Origin of the sequence: Salmonella sp. 32010601201800023SM (genome assembly GCF_017572235.1) — a bacterium.
Taxonomy (GTDB): Bacteria; Pseudomonadota; Gammaproteobacteria; order Enterobacterales; family Enterobacteriaceae; genus Salmonella; species Salmonella enterica.
The window spans coordinates 1,403,219-1,420,301 of sequence record NZ_JAGEQS010000001.1 but is presented as its reverse complement, the minus strand read 5'-3'; the positions used below and the strand labels follow the sequence as shown (position 1 = coordinate 1,420,301).

The window sequence follows — 17,083 nt, the reverse complement described above, 5'->3', positions numbered from 1 at the left end:
GTCACAAAAAGATGCGGTCTTACGGAATTTTCCGTAAAGTTCGGTACTCTGAATAATGAGAGAAAAATGCTTCAGGAGAAAAGCCATGAAGTGGCAACAACGCGTTCGTGTCGCAACCGGCCTCGGTTGTTGGCAGATTATGTTGCATTTACTGGTAGTGGCGATGCTGGTAATAGGCTGGATGAGCGGCACATTAGTGCGCGTCGGCCTGGGATTATGCGTGCTTTATGGCGTGACGGTACTGCTGATGCTGGCGTTGCAGCGCCATCATGAGCAACGCTGGCGCGATGTGGCGGATGTGCTGGAAGAGCTGACTACCACCTGGTACTTCGGCACCGCGCTGATTGTCCTCTGGCTGCTATCCCGCGTATTGCAAAACAATGTCTTGCTGGCGCTGGCGGGGCTGGCTATCCTGGCCGGGCCCGCCGTGGTCTCGCTACTGGCGAAAGATAAAAAGCTACATCACTTTGCGTCTAAACATCGCATACGCCGCTGAACCCGTGGTGGCCGCTATCACCAGTAGCGGCCACAAACTTCCCCAGACAATCCCCAGACTCGCATCCTTAAGATAAATTTGCTTGGTAATATCAGTAAAGTGGCGGATAGGATTTATCCACGTCAGGTTTTGCAGCCAGACTGGCATATTTTCCACCGGCGAGACATAACCCGAGAGCAAAATCGCCGGCATCATAAAGACAAAGACGCCGATAAACGCCTGCTGTTGCGTGGCGCAAAGCGATGATATCAGCAAGCCAAAGCCTACCAGCGACAGCCCGTAAATCACCATCGTGAAATAAAACAGCGCTAACGAACCGGCGAAGGGAATTTGGTATGCCCAAATGCCGATAGCCAGCACGATCGTGGCCTGGAAGGTCGCGACAATCAGCGCCGGCACCGCTTTACCAACGAAAATCTGCCAGGTGGTGAGCGGAGAGACCAGCAGCTGATCCAGAGTGCCTTGTTCACGCTCGCGGGCGACGGACAGCGAAGTGACGATCATCACGCCAATAGTGGTGATCATGGCGATCAGCGAGGGCACTACAAACCACTTGTAGTCCAGATTCGGGTTATACCAGTTGCGTACCACCAGTTCGCTATTGTTGGGCTTTGGCTTGCCGTCCATCAATGTCTGCTGATACTCCTTGACGATCTGTTGCAGATAATTGGCGGCGATTTGCGCGCTGTTGGAGTTACGTCCATCAAGAATGAGTTGCATCGGCGCAGGCTGGAAGGTATCCAGATTCCGCGAGAAATCCGCCGGGAAGCGTACCAGCAGCAGCGCTTTTTGCGTATCGATAGTCGGCTGGATCTCCTGCGGACTGTTCAGCAATAGCACATGGGTAAACGCTTTCGCGCGGGCAAAACGCTGGGTAAGTTCTACCGAATGTTTGCCGTTATCTTCGTTATAGATGGCGATAGTCGCGTTAGTGACTTCAAGCGTCGCGGCGAACGGAAACAGGATGACCTGAATCAGCACCGGCAGAATCAGGATCGCGCGCGTTTGCGGTTCGCGTAAAAGCGATTGCAGTTCTTTGCGAATTAACGTCCATAAACGATGAAACATGCCCGTCCTCTCAGTCCAGTTTGTAGGCCTGATAAGCAAAGCGCATCAGGCATAATGCCGGATGGCGGCGTGAACGCCTTATCCGGCCTACGACGACAATTATCCATATACATAGTTAATCCAGCCGTCGTTTGGTTTTTAGCCACGTCAGGCCAATAAACATCACCGCCGAGGCGATTAAAAACAGTACGTTAACGCCTAACACGACCGGAATATTGCCGGCCAGAAACAGACTTTGCAGGGTGCTAACAAAATAGCGCGCCGGAATAATATAGGTCACCGCGCGGATCACCGCAGGCATACTGTCTATCTGGAAGATAAATCCGGACAGCATAATCGAGGGTAAAAAGGCGGCGTTCAGCGCCACCTGCGCGGCGTTAAACTGGTTGCGAGTGATGGTGGAAATCAACAGCCCCATCCCCAGCGTACTCAGTAAAAACAGACTGGTGATGATAAACAGAATCACCAGCGAACCGCGATACGGCACGCCGAGAATAAACACCGATACCAGCATACAGAGCAGCATCGCCAGCATACCGAGAAAGTAATAGGGAATAAGCTTACACAGCAGCAGTTCAACACGCGTCACTTCGGTTGAGAGCAGCGCCTCCATCGTGCCGCGCTCCCATTCGCGGGCAACGACCAGCGAGGTGAGGATTGCGCCAATTACCGTCATGATAATGGTCACCGCCCCGGGAATGATAAAATGCTGACTGATCGCCGCCGGGTTAAACCAGTAGCGCGTCTGGACGTCGATGAGCGGTTCAAAGGTGTCGCCGCGATCTTCCGCCCGCTGCTGTTGCCAGATTTGCCAGATGCCTTCAACATAACCCTGAACGAAGTTGGCGGTGTTTGGCTCGCTGCCGTCGGTAATCACCTGAATCGGCGCGCTGTCACCGTCGCGCGCCATTTGCTGCGCGAAATCCACCGGAATCACCACCAGTCCGCGAATGCGTCCGGCCTGCATTTTTTCAATTAATTCATGGCGGTTATCGCTAATGGTCGCGTCGATATAGGGTGAACCGGTCATCGCATGAGTGAAATCCAGCGCCTCCTGGCTTTGTTGTTCAAGCAGAATCCCCACCCGCAGTTTGCTGGAGTCGAGGTTAATGCCGTAACCAAAAATAAACAGCAACAGCAGCGGGATCACCACCGCAATCAGCCAGCTACTGGGATCGCGCACGATCTGGCGCGTCTCTTTGACGCACAACGCACGCACGCGGCGCCAGGAGAGAGACTTACTCATGCGTATGCTCCTTATCCCAGTCATTGATGAGAGTGATAAAGGCCTGCTCCATCGTTGGATCGGCCTGTTGCTCATCGGCGGCCTGCGCTTTGAGATCGTCCGGCGTACCGCTGGCGATAAGCTTCCCGCGATAAACCAGTCCGATGCGATCGCAATATTCCGCCTCATCCATAAAGTGGGTCGTCACCATTACCGTGACCCCTTTTTCCACCATGCTATTAATATGCAGCCAAAATTCACGGCGGGTGAGGGGATCAACCCCGGACGTTGGTTCATCAAGGAATAAAATATCCGGTTCGTGCATCAGCGAGCAGGCCAGCGCCAGTCGCTGTTTAAAGCCCAGCGGCAGCGCATCGGTGGGATGCGACGCGATGCTTTTCAGACCAAACGCTTCACTCATGCGCTGAATTTTTTCATTTTGCGCGCGGCCCCGCAAACCGTAGACGCCGGAGAAAAAACGCAGGTTCTGCTCAACCGTCAGGTTGCCGTAAAGCGAAAATTTTTGCGCCATATAGCCCAGATGCTGACGGGCTTTGCCGGAGCTGACTTTCAGGTCCATATCCAGCACCAGCGCCTTGCCGGACGTCGGCACCAGCAGGCCGCACATCATTTTAAAGGTGGTTGATTTACCCGCGCCGTTCGGGCCGAGCAGGCCAAAAATCTCGCCGCGCTGTACGACGAAATTAACATGGTCCGTGGCCGCGAAATCGCCAAATTTTTTCGTCAGTTCCTGCGCTTCAATCACCGTTTCGCCGGCAGTGCCTTCAACCGTATGCAGGATTGAACCCAGCGGAGACTCCGAGGTTCCCGCTCCGCCAAGCAGATCGATAAACGCATCTTCGAAACGCGGCGCGGTCTCATTGAGGGTGATTTCCGGCATCCCTTCGGCCTGACGAATATCTGCTGCGGTCGCCTCTTTTTTCAGGATCAGGCGTACCGAACGTCCCTGAATCATGCCGTCGCTCACCTGCGGCAGTCTGAGCGCTCTCTGTAGTAACTTACGGTTGTTTTCCTGTGGACTGCTCATCAGAAAGCTACGTCCGGCCATCGTTTGCGTCAGCGCTTTAGGTTCGCCCTGATAGAGCAGCTCGCCTTCATTCATCAGCAGCACATCGCGACACTGTTCGGCTTCATCCAGATAGGAGGTACTCCATAAAATCAGCATCCCGTCGCCCGCCAGTTCGTGGACCATTTGCCACAACTCGCGCCGTGAAATCGGGTCAACGCCAACGCCCGGTTCATCCAACAGCAGCACTTTCGGTTCGCCGACCAGCGTACAGGCCAGCCCCAGTTTTTGCTTCATCCCGCCGGACAATTTCCCCGCCAGACGGCCAGTGAAAGGGCCGAGGGCGGTAAATTCCAACAAACGAGCAAAGGTCTTTTCCCGTATCTCGCCGGTAACGCTGCGTAAATCGGCATAGAGATTAAGGTTCTCCATGACGGTAAGATCTTCATACAGACCGAATTTCTGCGGCATATAGCCCAGAACCGCGTGCAGCTCGCTGTCGTTTTGTATCGGGTCGAAGCCCAATACGGACGCGCTGCCGCCATCGGCTTTGAGCAGGCCCGCCAGCATACGCATCAGCGTGGTTTTTCCTGCGCCGTCCGGCCCTACCAGCCCGGTGACATAACCGGAATGAATGGTACAGTCGAGCGGCGCGACGGCGGGTTTATCCATTCCCGCAAAGCGCTTCGTCAGACCGTTCAGCGTAATAACGGCCTCACTCATGCCGTGCCTCGTCATTAAATTTCACCGTGACTGGCATCCCCTGGCGTAACGCATCGTCCGCATCGGTGACGATAATGCGCAGGCGATAGACGAGATCGGTACGCAGATCCGGCGTTTCGACGGTTTTCGGCGTAAATTCCGCGGTGGGGGAAACGAAACCAATCTTGCCGTGGTAAGGTTTGTCAGGACGACCGTCGGTATACAACAGAATGTCGCGCCCCGGTTGCGTCTGACTGAGGTTGCGTTCATCAACATAGGCGCGCACCCAGACGGGGCGGGTCAGCGAGAGTGTTAATACCGTGCTGCCGGCGTTCAGCATACTACCAGGCTCGACCGCGCGGGTGAGCAAGGTTCCGTTGGCAGGCGCGATAAGCGTGGTGTCCTGCAAATCAAGCTGCGCCTGCGCCAGTTGGGCCTTTGCCTGTTCCAGACTGGCTTTCGCCTGGGCGATATCCTGTTCACGATTACCGGTACGGTACTGGCTCAGTTTATCCTGCGCGGACTTCAGCGTCGCCTGCGCCTGATCGCGCGATGAGCGGGCATTTTCCAGATCGTTAGCGGAAATGGTGCGGCTTTTCCACAATCCTTGCTGACGGTTATAAAAGTTTTGCGCGTAGTCATAGGCGGCTTGCGCCTGTCTGACGGCGGCGGCGGCCTGGGCTATCTCTTCATCGCGATAGCCTGCCAGCATCAAATCATATTGCGCCTGCGCGACCGACACGCCAGCTTTCGCCTGCATTAGCGCGTTTTCGTATGGCGCGTGATCCAGTTCGCCGAGCACCTGTCCGGCTTTGATAGTATCGCCTTCATCAACATTCAGCGACGCCAGCCTGCCGCCGACACGAAAGCTGATATTGACGGTACGGATATCGACATTACCGTATAGCGTCAGCCCATCGTCCTGCCGACTTTGATACCACCAGGTTCCACCGGCAATCACAGCGACGATCGCTGCGATTGCCAGTCCGATAACGACAGGTTTTTTCATCAGTCCAGACTCCTTTGCGTTAAACCGTGCAGAATAAGATCGATGTGGCAGGTTACCGTCTGGTAAATCAGCGCCGCTTTTTCTTCATCAAACTGCGGCCAGCCGGTACGTAACAGAATAGTTTCTTTGCCGAGACGAAACGCCAGTACTTCTCCCAGTAAGGCATGGGTATGCAAAATCATGCGCGTATCATTGGCGTCGCAGCCGGTATAAGCGGCAACCAATCTTGTCAGATGGGTGTGCAACGGATCGATAACCTGTTCATGGACCAATTGATAGGCCGACGTGGGAGAGAGCTGCTCGCGTGAAATAAATTTGCTCAGGTTAACGGTGTCTTCCTGCGTCAGCAGCATAATCATGTTTTTGCAGGCGAGCAGAATGAGCTCGCGTATGGCGTCCCGGTCAGGGGCAGGCTGGCTAAACAGACGCTCCGCTTTTTCAGCATGGGGGCGAAATTTTTCGCCAAGAAAATCGGCAATCCACTGGGCGCAGGCGAGGTATAAATCCTCTTTTGAGCCGAAATAGTAAGTAATGGCGGCAATATTTTGCCCCGCCAACGCAGCGATATCGCGCGTGGTGGCATGGAGGCCATACTCGCCAAACTGCGCCAGTGCGGCGGCAATGAGCTGACTTTTCGCCTGCTCGCCCTTGGTGGTCGTGGTGGGGATATTCATCACACGCCCTAATTATTAATCAATCGATTGATTAAGATTATGACTCATAATGGCACTTGTCCAGTGTGGTCGATTAATTTGTCTTTGCCACCTTTCGGGATAATTTATGCGCCGCATCACAAAAACTGCTACACTCCGCCCCTTCATGACATTGTGGTTTTTGTCATTCCAAATTTGAGCATCTCCCTGAAAACTACACCGGTAACGGTCGGGGCGGTCCGGAGTAGTTATGTCTTTTGATTCCCTGGGATTAAACCCTGATATCCTGCGCGCCATTGCCGAGCAGGGTTACCGTGAACCTACCCCTATTCAGCAACAGGCGATTCCCGCCGTGCTGGAAGGCCGCGATCTGATGGCCAGCGCTCAGACCGGAACCGGTAAAACGGCGGGTTTTACCCTGCCATTGTTGCAGCATCTGATTACCCATCAGCCGCACGCTAAAGGTCGTCGCCCGGTGCGCGCGTTGATCCTCACGCCAACCCGCGAGCTGGCGGCGCAAATTGGCGAAAACGTCAGAGATTACAGTAAATATCTCAACATTCGCTCGCTGGTGGTATTTGGCGGCGTAAGCATCAATCCGCAGATGATGAAACTGCGCGGCGGCGTGGATGTGCTGGTGGCGACGCCGGGACGTCTGCTCGACCTGGAACATCAAAATGCCGTGAAGCTGGATCAGATTGAGATTCTGGTACTGGATGAAGCCGACCGTATGCTGGATATGGGCTTCATTCACGACATTCGTCGCGTGCTGGCGAAACTGCCGGCGAAGCGTCAGAATCTGCTGTTCTCCGCCACGTTCTCCGACGACATCAAAGCGCTCGCCGAAAAGCTGTTGCGCAACCCGCTGGAAATCGAAGTGGCGCGCCGCAACACGGCCTCAGAGCAGGTGACGCAGCACGTGCACTTTGTCGATAAAAAACGCAAACGTGAACTGCTGTCGCAGATGATTGGCCAGGGCAACTGGCAGCAGGTGTTGGTCTTCACCCGCACCAAGCATGGCGCGAACCATCTGGCGGAACAGCTTAATAAAGACGGTATTCGCAGCGCGGCGATCCACGGTAATAAATCGCAGGGCGCACGTACCCGCGCGCTGGCCGATTTTAAATCCGGCGATATTCGCGTGCTGGTGGCGACGGATATTGCGGCGCGTGGTCTGGATATTGAAGAGCTGCCGCACGTGGTCAACTATGAACTGCCGAACGTGCCGGAAGATTATGTACACCGTATTGGCCGTACCGGTCGCGCGGCGGCAACTGGCGAGGCGCTGTCGCTGGTCTGTGTTGACGAGCATAAACTGTTGCGTGATATCGAAAAATTGCTGAAAAAAGAGATCCCACGCATTACGACGCCGGGCTATGAGCCGGACCCGTCGATTAAAGCGGAGCCGATTCAGAACGGTCGTCAGCAGCGCGGCGGCGGCGGTCGTGGACGCGGACAAAATCAGGGGGGAGCGGGGCGCAGTCAGCAGCCGCGACGTCAGGATAGCGGGGCGGCGAAGGCGAAACCAAAACCGCGCACAGGCGAGGGGAAACCCGCTGGCGACAAAGCACGTCCGCCGCGTCGCCCGCGCAGAATCACGCCTGCCCAGTAAATTTTATCCGGCAACATGCCCGGTAGCGCGACGCTTACCGGGCCTACGGACTATGCAAATACGTAGGCCGGATAAGGTGCTTGCACCGCCATCCGGCAAAATACACATCGCGTTGCGAGCCGCCTTCCAGAACCGGTAAAAAAGGTACTTCCCGCCCCTGAAATGTGACACAATAGTGGCTGTTTATACAGTACTTCAGGTTTTCTCATGGCATTGACCGCTGCGCTGAAAGCGCAAATCGCCGCCTGGTATAAGGCGCTTCAGGACCAGATTCCCGACTTTATTCCCCGTGCGCCGCAGCGGCAGATGATTGCTGACGTCGCCAGAACGCTGGCCGGGGAAGAAGGGAGACATCTGGCTATTGAAGCGCCGACCGGCGTCGGGAAAACCCTCTCCTATCTTATTCCCGGTATCGCCATTGCCCGGGAAGAGCAAAAAACACTGGTGGTCAGTACCGCTAACGTGGCGTTACAGGATCAGATCTTTAGCAAGGATTTGCCGCTGCTACGAAAAATCATCCCCGATCTGCGCTTTACCGCCGCCTTTGGCCGCGGGCGTTACGTGTGTCCGCGAAACCTGGCGGCGCTCGCCAGTAGCGAGCCTACGCAGCAGGATCTGCTCGCCTTTCTTGATGATGAACTGACGCCTAACAACCAGGAAGAGCAAAAGCGCTGCGCCAGGCTGAAAGGGGATCTTGACGGTTACAAATGGGATGGTCTGCGGGATCATACCGACATTGCTATTGACGACGATCTGTGGCGGCGATTAAGTACCGATAAAGCCAGTTGTCTGAACCGCAACTGTCACTATTACCGCGAATGTCCATTCTTTGTCGCCCGACGTGAAATACAGGAAGCGGAAGTCGTGGTGGCGAATCACGCGCTGGTAATGGCGGCGATGGAAAGTGAAGCCGTACTGCCGGAACCAAAGCATCTGCTGTTGGTACTGGATGAAGGTCATCATCTGCCCGATGTCGCGCGCGATGCGCTGGAGATGAGCGCGGAAATTACCGCCTCCTGGTATCGCTTGCAACTGGACCTGTTCAGCAAACTGGTGGCGACCTGCATGGAGCAATTTCGCCCTAAAACCACGCCGCCGTTAGCGAATCCTGAGCGACTTAACGCCCATTGCGAGGAGGTGTACGAACTGATCGCCTCGCTCAATGCCATTCTTAATCTGTATATGCCCGCAGCGCAGGAGGCGGAGCACCGTTTTGCAATGGGTGAGTTGCCTGATGAGGTCATGGAAATCTGCCAGCGACTGGCGAAGCTGACCGAGACGCTGCGTGGGCTGGCGGAATCCTTTCTCAACGATCTCAGCGAAAAAACCGGGTCGCACGATATTGTGCGTTTGCATCGGGTGATTTTACAGATGAACCGGGCGCTGGGAATGTTCGAGGCGCAAAGTAAATTATGGCGGCTGGCTTCGATGGCGCAGTCTTCAGGCGCGCCGGTGTCCAAATGGGCGACGCGTGAAATACGCGAAGGGCAACTCCACGTCTGGTTCCATTGTGTCGGTATCCGCGTCAGCGATCAGCTGGAAAGATTGTTATGGCGCAGCGTACCGCACATTATTGTCACCTCGGCGACACTGCGCTCGCTCAATAGCTTTTCGCGCCTGCAGGAAATGAGCGGCTTAAAAGAAAAAGCCGGCGACCGCTTTGTGGCGCTGGATTCGCCGTTTAATCATGTGGAACAGGGGAAACTGGTGATTCCTCAAATGCGCTACGAACCCACCATTGATAACGAAGAGCAGCATATTGCCGAAATGGCAGCCTATTTTCGTGAGCAACTGGAGAGCAAAAAACATCATGGTATGCTGGTACTGTTCGCCAGCGGGCGGGCGATGCAGCGTTTTCTGGAGCATGTCGCTGATGTGCGCTTACTCCTCCTGGTCCAGGGCGACCAGCCGCGTTACCGGCTGGTGGAGCTGCACCGTAAACGGGTGGAGAGCGGCGAACGTAGCGTGCTGGTTGGGCTTCAGTCTTTTGCCGAAGGGCTGGATCTTAAAGGCGAGCTGCTGACGCAAGTCCATATCCATAAAATTGCCTTTCCGCCGATCGACAGCCCGGTCGTGATCACCGAAGGCGAATGGCTAAAAAGCCTGAATCGTTATCCGTTTGAGGTACAAAGCTTACCAAGCGCGTCTTTTAATTTAATTCAGCAGGTAGGGCGATTGATCCGTAGCCACGCCTGTCGGGGAGAAGTGGTCATTTATGATAAGCGTTTGTTGACCAAAAACTACGGACAGCGTTTACTGAATGCCTTACCTGTTTTTCCGATAGAGCAGCCTGCCGTGCCAGACGTTATAGTAAAACCAAAAGCAAAACCTGCACGCCGCCGACGGCGTTAATGCTGTGAGCACACTTCAAGGAGCTTTCAATGGATTATCGCAAGATCATCAAAGAGATCGGGCGAGGTAAAAATCACGCCCGCGATCTGGATCTGGATACCGCGCGCGGTTTGTATACCCGAATGCTGAATGGCGACATCCCCGACCTGGAAATGGGCAGTATATTGATGGCGCTGCGTATTAAAGGCGAAGGCGAAGCCGAAATGCTGGGCTTTTATGAGGCCATGCAGAATCATACCATCAAACTGACACCGCCCGCAGATAGGCCGTTGCCGGTCGTTATTCCCAGCTATAACGGCGCGCGTAAACAGGCGAATTTAACGCCGTTGCTGGCTATCCTGCTGCATAAATTGGGCTTTCCAGTTGTAGTACACGGCGTCAGTGAAGATCCGACCCGCGTACTGACGGAAACAATATTTGAGCTGATGGGGATTGTGCCCACCCTACACGGCGGACAAGCGCAGGCCAAACTGGACGGGCGCCAGCCGGTGTTTATCCCGGTGAGCGCGCTCTGCCCGCCGCTGGAAAAACAACTGGCGATGCGCTGGCGGATGGGCGTGCGCAACAGCGCGCATTCACTGGCCAAGCTGGCGACGCCATTTGCTGAGGATGCCGCGCTGCGTTTATCAAGCGTTTCTCACCCTGAATATGTCCCGCGTGTGGCGACCTTTTTTAGCCGCATTGGCGGGCGGGCTTTGCTGATGCATGGTACCGAAGGCGAAGTCTATGCCAACCCGCAACGCTGTCCGCAAATCAGCCTGATTGATAGCCGTGGCGTGCAGGTACTGCATGAGCGTCAGAGCGACACGCACGACGAGCCGCTTTCACTGCCTGCGACTAAAGATCCTGAAATCACCGCGCGCTGGATTGAGCGCTGCCTTGCCGGCCGCGAGCCGGTGCCGCAATCATTAAAAACGCAAATGGCCTGTTGTCTGGTTGCGACGGGAGAGGCGGCGACGTTAGAAGACGGAATTGCGCGCGTCGAACAGGCTTTTAGCGAATAAAAAAAGCCCGTCCAGTGGCGGACGGGCAAATAAGGGTAACAAACAGGGTTAATGAGGGTTGGAGCAGTGGGTCTGTTGGCAAACAGACGAGGGTAATACCCGTCAGAATTCAAACAACAGCGATGTTACAGCCTGAAATCTGGCGGGCAGGTAAATTATTTATAAATCACCGCAGTGCCGCTCATTTTGTCATTACCTACGGCGGAGGTGATGTTATAAGCGCTTGCGCCAGCAGCGGCGGCTTTTTCAGCCAGTTTAGCTTCCAGGCCATCCAGCGTGGTGGCGCCATCGGCAGACACTACGCCGATTTTATGCAGGTTTTGCGTCTGAGACGCGCTAACCGGTTCTGCGGCAAAAGCGCCAAAAGAAAGGGTGGAAAGCGCGATGGCTGCAACAGCATATTTAATGGTTTTCATGATTAATCTCTCGCAGGTTATTCTGTTTATGGGACGATGTTCCGTCGATGTGATGAGTATCACGGTTTTTTGCGAAAGATAAAATCGAATAGAATTGACTGCCTTGCTCAAAATTTTTGAATGACAAATAACCTATTGATTATTAATTAATTCAACGGTTGAATTTACCTTTCTTGTCATCTGGCTTTACAGAGTCGAGGTTAACGGCACATTCTGCGACGCAGAACGCTAAAAAGCATGAGCGTAAAGGAATGGATAATACTGGCGGTTTCGGTAAAGAAAAGTCAGCGTAACTGGCTGTCTTTTGAACCTCTACGATTATATCCTGAAAATGTTGCGTTATGTAAATCTTTCTCCTGTTGGCAGGCTATGCATAACCGAACGCCCGGCACGGCTTTACGCCGCGCTTCAGGGATAGGATCGCCGCAAGATTCGCATTCATCGCGACTTTCGCCGTGGGGAAGTTCGCCGCGAGCGCGGGCAACGGCATCTTCAATGGTATTGTTGATTTGTTCATTCACTGCGTCGTCATTTGCCCAGCCGGATGCCATCACGCTCTCCTGATTTTAGGGTACCTGAGGTTAAGTGTAGCGCCGTCAGGCGAAAAAATCGCATCGCGCGGCCTTTTCAGACCATGAGCAGAGCCAATGTCATTCAGAGAGCCGATCAAACGAGCGAGGCAGGGAATTCGCGGTGGTATATTTACCCCGTGGCGTTATACGGGTATCTTACGCCGCTGCTAAAAGGAGAATGCCATGTCCGCCCAGAAACCGGGGTTACACCCGCGCAACCGCCATCAACACCGTTATGATCTCGCCGCACTGTGTCAGACCACGCCGGAATTGACGTCCTTTCTTATCCGCACGCCCGCCGGTGAACAGAGCGTTGATTTTGCTAATCCGCAAGCGGTAAAAGCGCTCAATAAGGCATTGCTGGCGCATTTTTATGCCGTCACACACTGGGACATTCCGCCAGGGTTTTTATGTCCGCCGGTGCCTGGTCGTGCGGATTATATCCATCATCTGGCGGATCTGCTTGGCGAAACGACAGGGAGTATTCCGGCGCAGGCAACTATTCTGGACGTGGGCGTGGGCGCCAATTGTATTTATCCGCTTATCGGCGTCCATGAATATGGCTGGCGATTTACCGGTAGTGAAGTCAGCGACGCAGCGATGTCCAGCGCGCAGGCTATCATTCAGGCTAATACGGGGTTAAGCCGCGCCATTCGTCTGCGTCGGCAAAAAGATCCGGCGGCCATTTTTACCGGTATCATTCATAAAAATGAATTTTATGACGCAACGCTTTGTAACCCGCCTTTTCACGACTCCGCCGCCGCAGCCCGCGCGGGCAGCGAGCGTAAGCGCCGCAATTTGGGGCAGAATAAAGATGATGCGCTGAACTTTGGCGGTCAACAGCAGGAGCTATGGTGCGAAGGCGGCGAAGTCGCCTTTATTAAAAAAATGATTGCTGAAAGCCAAACCTTCCGCCGTCAGGTGTTGTGGTTTACGACGTTGGTGTCGCGCGGCGAGAATTTACCGCCGCTTTACCGGGCGTTGACGGAGGCTGGCGCGGTGAAAGTGGTGAAAAAAGAGATGGCCCAGGGGCAAAAGCAAAGCCGCTTTATTGCCTGGACCTTTATGGATGACGACCAGCGTCGCCGTTTTATCACCCGTAAACGCTAAATCGTCGGTTCGCGCGGCGGCAGTGAATCAGGCGACGGGCCGCCGGCGGGGGCGGGTAGAACCTGATACGTTTGCACCGGCGCGCGCACATTGGCCAGATCAAAATGCTTTTTCACCTGGCTATCAAGGGCAAAACGCACCGTCCACTGCTTGAGCGGTAGCGTGGTGAACGACACGCGTAAAGTAAACGCCGTGTTCGTTAAACCGACAATACCGGCGAACGTGGGTTCGCCGATAATCAGCCCGCGAATATCCTCCGTCTCCATCAGCGCCGTTACCGCGTCTTTCAGCGCCTGATTCGCTTTATCCGCATCCTCATGGCGATCCACGTCATAGTTGGCGACAACAGAGCCGATACCGCGCACAAAGTTGGCGAAAGTGGTGATCGAGGACCACGGGATAATATGGTATGCCCCGGTATCCTGCCGCACGCCGACGGAACGAATCGACATTCTTTCGACCGTCCCCGTCAGCGGGCCTATGGTGACTAAGTCGCCGGTATTCATCCCGTTTTCAAACTGAATAAAGACGCCGGTGATAATATCTTTCACCAGGGTTTGCGAACCGAAAGAGATAGCCAGACCTAACGCGCCCGCGCCAGCCAGCAATGGCGCGATATTGACGCCGATTTCCGATAACACGATCATGATGGTTATGGTACTGATAATCACTGCCAGCGCATTGCGGAACAGCGTCAGCAGCGTGCGCGTGCGGGCGCTGGGTAGCGGGCGGCCATGAATATCGGAGGCCAGACGATTCTCAATCAGACTGGCGAGGATCGTCCATCCCACGGCGGAGAAGAATAAGATTAACGCGATACGGATAAGGATATCGACCATCTTTTCCCCCGCGCCATAATGTAGCCAGTGCCAGAAATCGAATAGCCCCCAGGCGTTGAGCAACAGCATAACGGCGACGCAGACGGTCAAAAAGCGTGCGACTTTTAGCGCTGAGGAGAGCCAGCCGTTAAGCCGCTTTTGTAATTCCGGGTAGTTGCGCTGCGTATGGGGCGACAGGGTGATGGTTTTCGCTATCCAGCGGGTAAACATACCGGAGATAAACGCCGCGATGCCAATAATCGCCAGACTGCGCACGGTCGCGCCCATCATAAACTTCAGGCTATTGCCTGGGTCGAATAACGAGAAGAAAAACAGCACGATAAAGTAAGCGCTGGCCAGCCAGTGCCACACCAGCGCAAAGGCGCGGATAAACAGGCTAAAAAAGGCTAATGATCGTTCCGCCAGACTTAATAAATGTTGCGTAATCTCCGCTTTGTTTTTAAAGATCAGGTACAGCGCCCAGATGGTGATGCAGAGCATGATCGCCACATTAGCCATCGCGCCAACCTGAACATTCACCTGGTTGGAAATAATCGGAACGGCAACAATTAGCCCATAGCCAATCAAACTGCTAAGGGAACTCATACGGCGATTCCAGTAACGCGCTGTCGCATCCTGAATCGCGAATGGGCGTAATTCCGGTACATTAGGGCAAAAAATAAGCCGCAGAATCGCTTTAAAGAACTCTATCAGCGCGAAGGCATTCAGGAACAGGCTTTGCTGAAAAGCGATAGTTCGACTTCCCGCATGGAAATTATCACTGAGCATCTGACCGATAAATAAGGTGAGCGCCAGTAGCAGCAGGTCGATAATAAACGCGCCGACGATCATCGCCGGGAGCTGTAACCAGTTGCTGCGTTCACGGTTTTTCTTGCGCGCCCACAGGCCCATTTTTCGATATAACGGCAGGGCGCAAAGCCGTATCACGCTATAAAAACCAAATACCGCGGCGGCCAGAAATAAAAAGTGGGTTAACGCGTTGGTGAAGGTTTGCGAGTTAAATGGCTTGTGCGGCGCATCGGTGATGTTGCGATAAAGCTGGGCGAAACGGGTAGCGAAAGCATCGCCGTACTGACGGGTAACGGTGGTGACGTTCTCCAGTACCGTTTTCTCATCTTTGGCCGCAGGCGGCACAAGCGCTGGCGCCGGCTCGGTCGGCGGCGTGGTTGAGGCTTCGTGGAGTTGCGCTATCAATTCGTTACGTGAAGCCTCGTTCTCCAGTACGTCAGCCAGGGCCGCATAGGCCGCTTTTTTTTGTTCAGGACTGGGCTCTGGCGCTGCTTGCTGGCTGGTTGATGTCCCCGTGGTCACGCCGGGTATGGCGACCGCATGGGCAGGCGCGCCCAGTAGACAAAAAAGGATGAACAGGGTCCACCGCATGACTCCTCCAGTGAGAAAAGAGACGCAAAACACTAAGTATAGATGGCGCAGGGGAGGGAAAATGAAATGGGACTATTCCATGATGCCCTTCCTGCCGCAGGGCAGGAAGGGCGATATCTCAGGAGACGTGCTGTAAAAATTCCTGTAAACGTGGGCTTGGCGGGTTTTCGATCAACGCCTGCGGACTGCCATCTTCGGCAATACGGCCTTTATCGATGAAAATCAGCCGTGAGGCGACTTTTTCGGCAAAGCCGATTTCGTGAGTGACAATGACCATGGTCATGCCTTCTTCCGCCAGATCCTGCATGACTTTCAGCACTTCATGGCGCAGTTCAGGGTCCAGAGCGGAGGTTGGCTCGTCAAAGAGCATCATTTTCGGCTTCACTGCCAGCGCTCGGGCAATGGCGACGCGCTGTTGTTGACCGCCGGAAAGCTCGGAGGGGTAGTGGTGCGCCCGTTCCGCCAGTCCAACTTTCGCTAATAGTGCTTTCGCCTGTTTTTCCGCTTCTTCTTTCTTTACGCCGCGTACGCGCAGAGGACCGAACATTACGTTTTCGAGCGCGGTCAGATGCGGGAACAGATAAAACTGTTGAAACACCATGCCGGCTTCCTGGCGAATCAGCCGTTCGTCTACTTTAGGATCGTTGACTTTCAGACCATCGACAATCAGATCGCCGGAGGTGATCTCTTCCAGTTTATTGATACAGCGTAATAACGTGGATTTACCCGAACCGGAAGGGCCGATAATCACAACCACTTCGCCCTGACGGATGTTTAAATCAATGTTATGCAGCACCTGGGTGGGGCCAAAGTGCTTGGAGACGTTTTTAAATTCAATCACAGGATTTTCATCCTTCTTTCAAGACGACGCAAAATAAAGCTCAGCACCAGCGTAATGATCAAATAGAAGACGGCCACGGCGCTCCAGATTTCCAGGGCGCGAAAGTTACCGGCAATAATTTCCTGGCCCTGACGGGTCAGCTCGGCTACGCCGATAACAATAAACAACGAGGTGTCTTTGATGCTAATGATCCACTGGTTGCCCAGCGGCGGCAGCATACGGCGCAGAGCAAGCGGTAAAATAACATGGCGGATGGTTTCCCGGCGAGAAAGGCCCAGCGCCAGACCCGCTTCGCGAAAACCTTTGTGAATGGATAGTACTGCGCCGCGAGTAATTTCCGCGATATAAGCGCCGGAGTTAATCATAATTGTCACGACCGCTGCGCTGAACGGATCAATACGCAAATCATTAAATGCCATCGGCAGGGCAAAGTAGATAAACATGACCTGGACAACGATGGGCGTGCCGCGAATAATTTCAATGAAAACCAGGGCGATGTGGTTAACGAACCAGCCGCCAAACGTACGGGCAAAACCTGCCGCCAGTCCAATAACCAGGCCGCCAGCCAGACCGAGGACCGAGATCCACAGGGTCATTTTAGCGCCCTCAAGCAAAAGCGGAATGGCGGGCCAGATGGCGCTCCAGTCAAACTGCATATGTCGTTCCTGTTACCGTGGTGTAAATAGTCAAATGCTCTATCCGGCGCGGAAATGGCGGAAAGTGTCTTATCCGTCACGGAAAGAGCTGTAGGCCCGGTGAGCGTCCTCACTACCGGGC

15 protein-coding genes are annotated in these 17,083 nt (G+C 54.4%); 5 read left to right on the top strand and 10 right to left on the bottom strand.

Features of this window, described 5'->3' with window-relative positions; all coding sequences use genetic code 11:
* Positions 1-85 precede the first annotated feature (85 nt).
* Positions 86-496 carry a YbhQ family protein gene (locus tag J4617_RS07145; RefSeq protein ID WP_000871970.1) on the top strand — a complete coding sequence of 137 codons (411 nt, stop codon included), beginning with the start codon at positions 86-88 and terminating at the stop codon, positions 494-496.
* Here the strand turns inward: J4617_RS07145 and J4617_RS07140 are convergent.
* The 5 genes from J4617_RS07140 to cecR all read right to left on the bottom strand — a co-directional run bounded on the left by J4617_RS07140 (position 458) and on the right by cecR (position 6,201).
* Complete coding sequence (locus tag J4617_RS07140) at positions 458-1,564, bottom strand: ABC transporter permease (protein WP_000469050.1); 1,107 nt, start codon at positions 1,562-1,564, stop codon at positions 458-460. The two genes, J4617_RS07145 and J4617_RS07140, sit on opposite strands and share 39 nt — an antisense overlap.
* Positions 1,565-1,679: 115 nt before the next feature.
* Positions 1,680-2,810, bottom strand: coding sequence for an ABC transporter permease (locus J4617_RS07135; RefSeq protein ID WP_000045765.1), 1,131 nt, complete (start codon positions 2,808-2,810; stop codon positions 1,680-1,682).
* Positions 2,803-4,539: an ATP-binding cassette domain-containing protein gene (locus tag J4617_RS07130; RefSeq protein ID WP_001287623.1), complete on the bottom strand. Its 1,737-nt coding sequence runs from the start codon at positions 4,537-4,539 to the stop codon at positions 2,803-2,805. The genes J4617_RS07135 and J4617_RS07130 overlap by 8 nt, the downstream gene beginning before the upstream one ends.
* Positions 4,532-5,527 (bottom strand): secretion protein HlyD, encoded by a 996-nt coding sequence (gene hlyD / locus J4617_RS07125; protein ID WP_000743436.1) that lies wholly within the window; start codon positions 5,525-5,527, stop codon positions 4,532-4,534. The genes J4617_RS07130 and hlyD overlap by 8 nt, the downstream gene beginning before the upstream one ends.
* Positions 5,527-6,201 (bottom strand): transcriptional regulator CecR, encoded by a 675-nt coding sequence (gene cecR / locus J4617_RS07120; RefSeq protein WP_017465729.1) that lies wholly within the window; start codon positions 6,199-6,201, stop codon positions 5,527-5,529. The genes hlyD and cecR overlap by 1 nt, the downstream gene beginning before the upstream one ends.
* A gap of 229 nt (positions 6,202-6,430) precedes the next feature.
* Between cecR and rhlE the strand changes: the two genes are divergently transcribed.
* The 3 genes from rhlE (at position 6,431) to ybiB (ending at position 11,148) form a co-directional block, all read left to right on the top strand.
* Positions 6,431-7,792 carry an ATP-dependent RNA helicase RhlE gene (gene rhlE / locus J4617_RS07115; RefSeq protein WP_000007065.1) on the top strand — a complete coding sequence of 454 codons (1,362 nt, stop codon included), beginning with the start codon at positions 6,431-6,433 and terminating at the stop codon, positions 7,790-7,792.
* A gap of 207 nt (positions 7,793-7,999) precedes the next feature.
* Entirely contained in the window at positions 8,000-10,144 is a 2,145-nt protein-coding gene (dinG, locus tag J4617_RS07110; protein ID WP_001218630.1) for an ATP-dependent DNA helicase DinG, read from the top strand.
* 29 nt (positions 10,145-10,173) lie between these two features.
* On the top strand, positions 10,174-11,148 hold the full coding sequence (ybiB, locus tag J4617_RS07105) for a DNA-binding protein YbiB (RefSeq protein ID WP_017465728.1): 975 nt from the start codon (positions 10,174-10,176) through the stop codon (positions 11,146-11,148).
* A gap of 155 nt (positions 11,149-11,303) precedes the next feature.
* Here ybiB and ybiJ read toward each other — a convergent pair whose 3' ends face one another.
* Both ybiJ and J4617_RS07095 read right to left on the bottom strand, forming a co-directional pair.
* Positions 11,304-11,564, bottom strand: coding sequence for a DUF1471 family protein YbiJ (gene ybiJ / locus J4617_RS07100; RefSeq protein ID WP_000849089.1), 261 nt, complete (start codon positions 11,562-11,564; stop codon positions 11,304-11,306).
* Positions 11,565-11,848: 284 nt separating this feature from the next.
* Positions 11,849-12,115: a DksA/TraR family C4-type zinc finger protein gene (locus tag J4617_RS07095; protein ID WP_000146330.1), complete on the bottom strand. Its 267-nt coding sequence runs from the start codon at positions 12,113-12,115 to the stop codon at positions 11,849-11,851.
* A gap of 204 nt (positions 12,116-12,319) precedes the next feature.
* Between J4617_RS07095 and rlmF the strand changes: the two genes are divergently transcribed.
* Positions 12,320-13,246 (top strand): 23S rRNA (adenine(1618)-N(6))-methyltransferase RlmF, encoded by a 927-nt coding sequence (gene rlmF / locus J4617_RS07090; protein ID WP_001275964.1) that lies wholly within the window; start codon positions 12,320-12,322, stop codon positions 13,244-13,246.
* On the opposite strand, the gene ybiO is transcribed toward rlmF, so the two are convergent.
* From ybiO to glnP, 3 genes are all read right to left on the bottom strand, one after another.
* A complete protein-coding gene (gene ybiO, locus J4617_RS07085; RefSeq protein WP_017465727.1) occupies positions 13,243-15,465 on the bottom strand; it encodes a mechanosensitive channel protein in 2,223 nt (740 codons plus the stop codon). The two genes, rlmF and ybiO, sit on opposite strands and share 4 nt — an antisense overlap.
* A gap of 118 nt (positions 15,466-15,583) precedes the next feature.
* Entirely contained in the window at positions 15,584-16,306 is a 723-nt protein-coding gene (gene glnQ, locus J4617_RS07080; RefSeq protein ID WP_000569093.1) for a glutamine ABC transporter ATP-binding protein GlnQ, read from the bottom strand.
* Entirely contained in the window at positions 16,303-16,962 is a 660-nt protein-coding gene (gene glnP / locus J4617_RS07075; protein ID WP_017465726.1) for a glutamine ABC transporter permease GlnP, read from the bottom strand. The genes glnQ and glnP overlap by 4 nt, the downstream gene beginning before the upstream one ends.
* Between the last annotated feature and the right edge of the window lie 121 nt (positions 16,963-17,083).

What these genes read in the sequence shown, in the direction of transcription:
- J4617_RS07145 (WP_000871970.1), top strand. Translation starts at nt 86, where the DNA reads ATGAAGTGGCAACAACGCGTTCGTGTCGCAACCGGCCTCGGTTGTTGG.
- J4617_RS07140 (WP_000469050.1), bottom strand. Translation starts at nt 1,564, where the DNA reads ATGTTTCATCGTTTATGGACGTTAATTCGCAAAGAACTGCAATCGCTT.
- J4617_RS07135 (WP_000045765.1), bottom strand. Translation starts at nt 2,810, where the DNA reads ATGAGTAAGTCTCTCTCCTGGCGCCGCGTGCGTGCGTTGTGCGTCAAA.
- J4617_RS07130 (WP_001287623.1), bottom strand. Translation starts at nt 4,539, where the DNA reads ATGAGTGAGGCCGTTATTACGCTGAACGGTCTGACGAAGCGCTTTGCG.
- hlyD (WP_000743436.1), bottom strand. Translation starts at nt 5,527, where the DNA reads ATGAAAAAACCTGTCGTTATCGGACTGGCAATCGCAGCGATCGTCGCT.
- cecR (WP_017465729.1), bottom strand. Translation starts at nt 6,201, where the DNA reads ATGAATATCCCCACCACGACCACCAAGGGCGAGCAGGCGAAAAGTCAG.
- rhlE (WP_000007065.1), top strand. Translation starts at nt 6,431, where the DNA reads ATGTCTTTTGATTCCCTGGGATTAAACCCTGATATCCTGCGCGCCATT.
- dinG (WP_001218630.1), top strand. Translation starts at nt 8,000, where the DNA reads ATGGCATTGACCGCTGCGCTGAAAGCGCAAATCGCCGCCTGGTATAAG.
- ybiB (WP_017465728.1), top strand. Translation starts at nt 10,174, where the DNA reads ATGGATTATCGCAAGATCATCAAAGAGATCGGGCGAGGTAAAAATCAC.
- ybiJ (WP_000849089.1), bottom strand. Translation starts at nt 11,564, where the DNA reads ATGAAAACCATTAAATATGCTGTTGCAGCCATCGCGCTTTCCACCCTT.
- J4617_RS07095 (WP_000146330.1), bottom strand. Translation starts at nt 12,115, where the DNA reads ATGGCATCCGGCTGGGCAAATGACGACGCAGTGAATGAACAAATCAAC.
- rlmF (WP_001275964.1), top strand. Translation starts at nt 12,320, where the DNA reads ATGTCCGCCCAGAAACCGGGGTTACACCCGCGCAACCGCCATCAACAC.
- ybiO (WP_017465727.1), bottom strand. Translation starts at nt 15,465, where the DNA reads ATGCGGTGGACCCTGTTCATCCTTTTTTGTCTACTGGGCGCGCCTGCC.
- glnP (WP_017465726.1), bottom strand. Translation starts at nt 16,962, where the DNA reads ATGCAGTTTGACTGGAGCGCCATCTGGCCCGCCATTCCGCTTTTGCTT.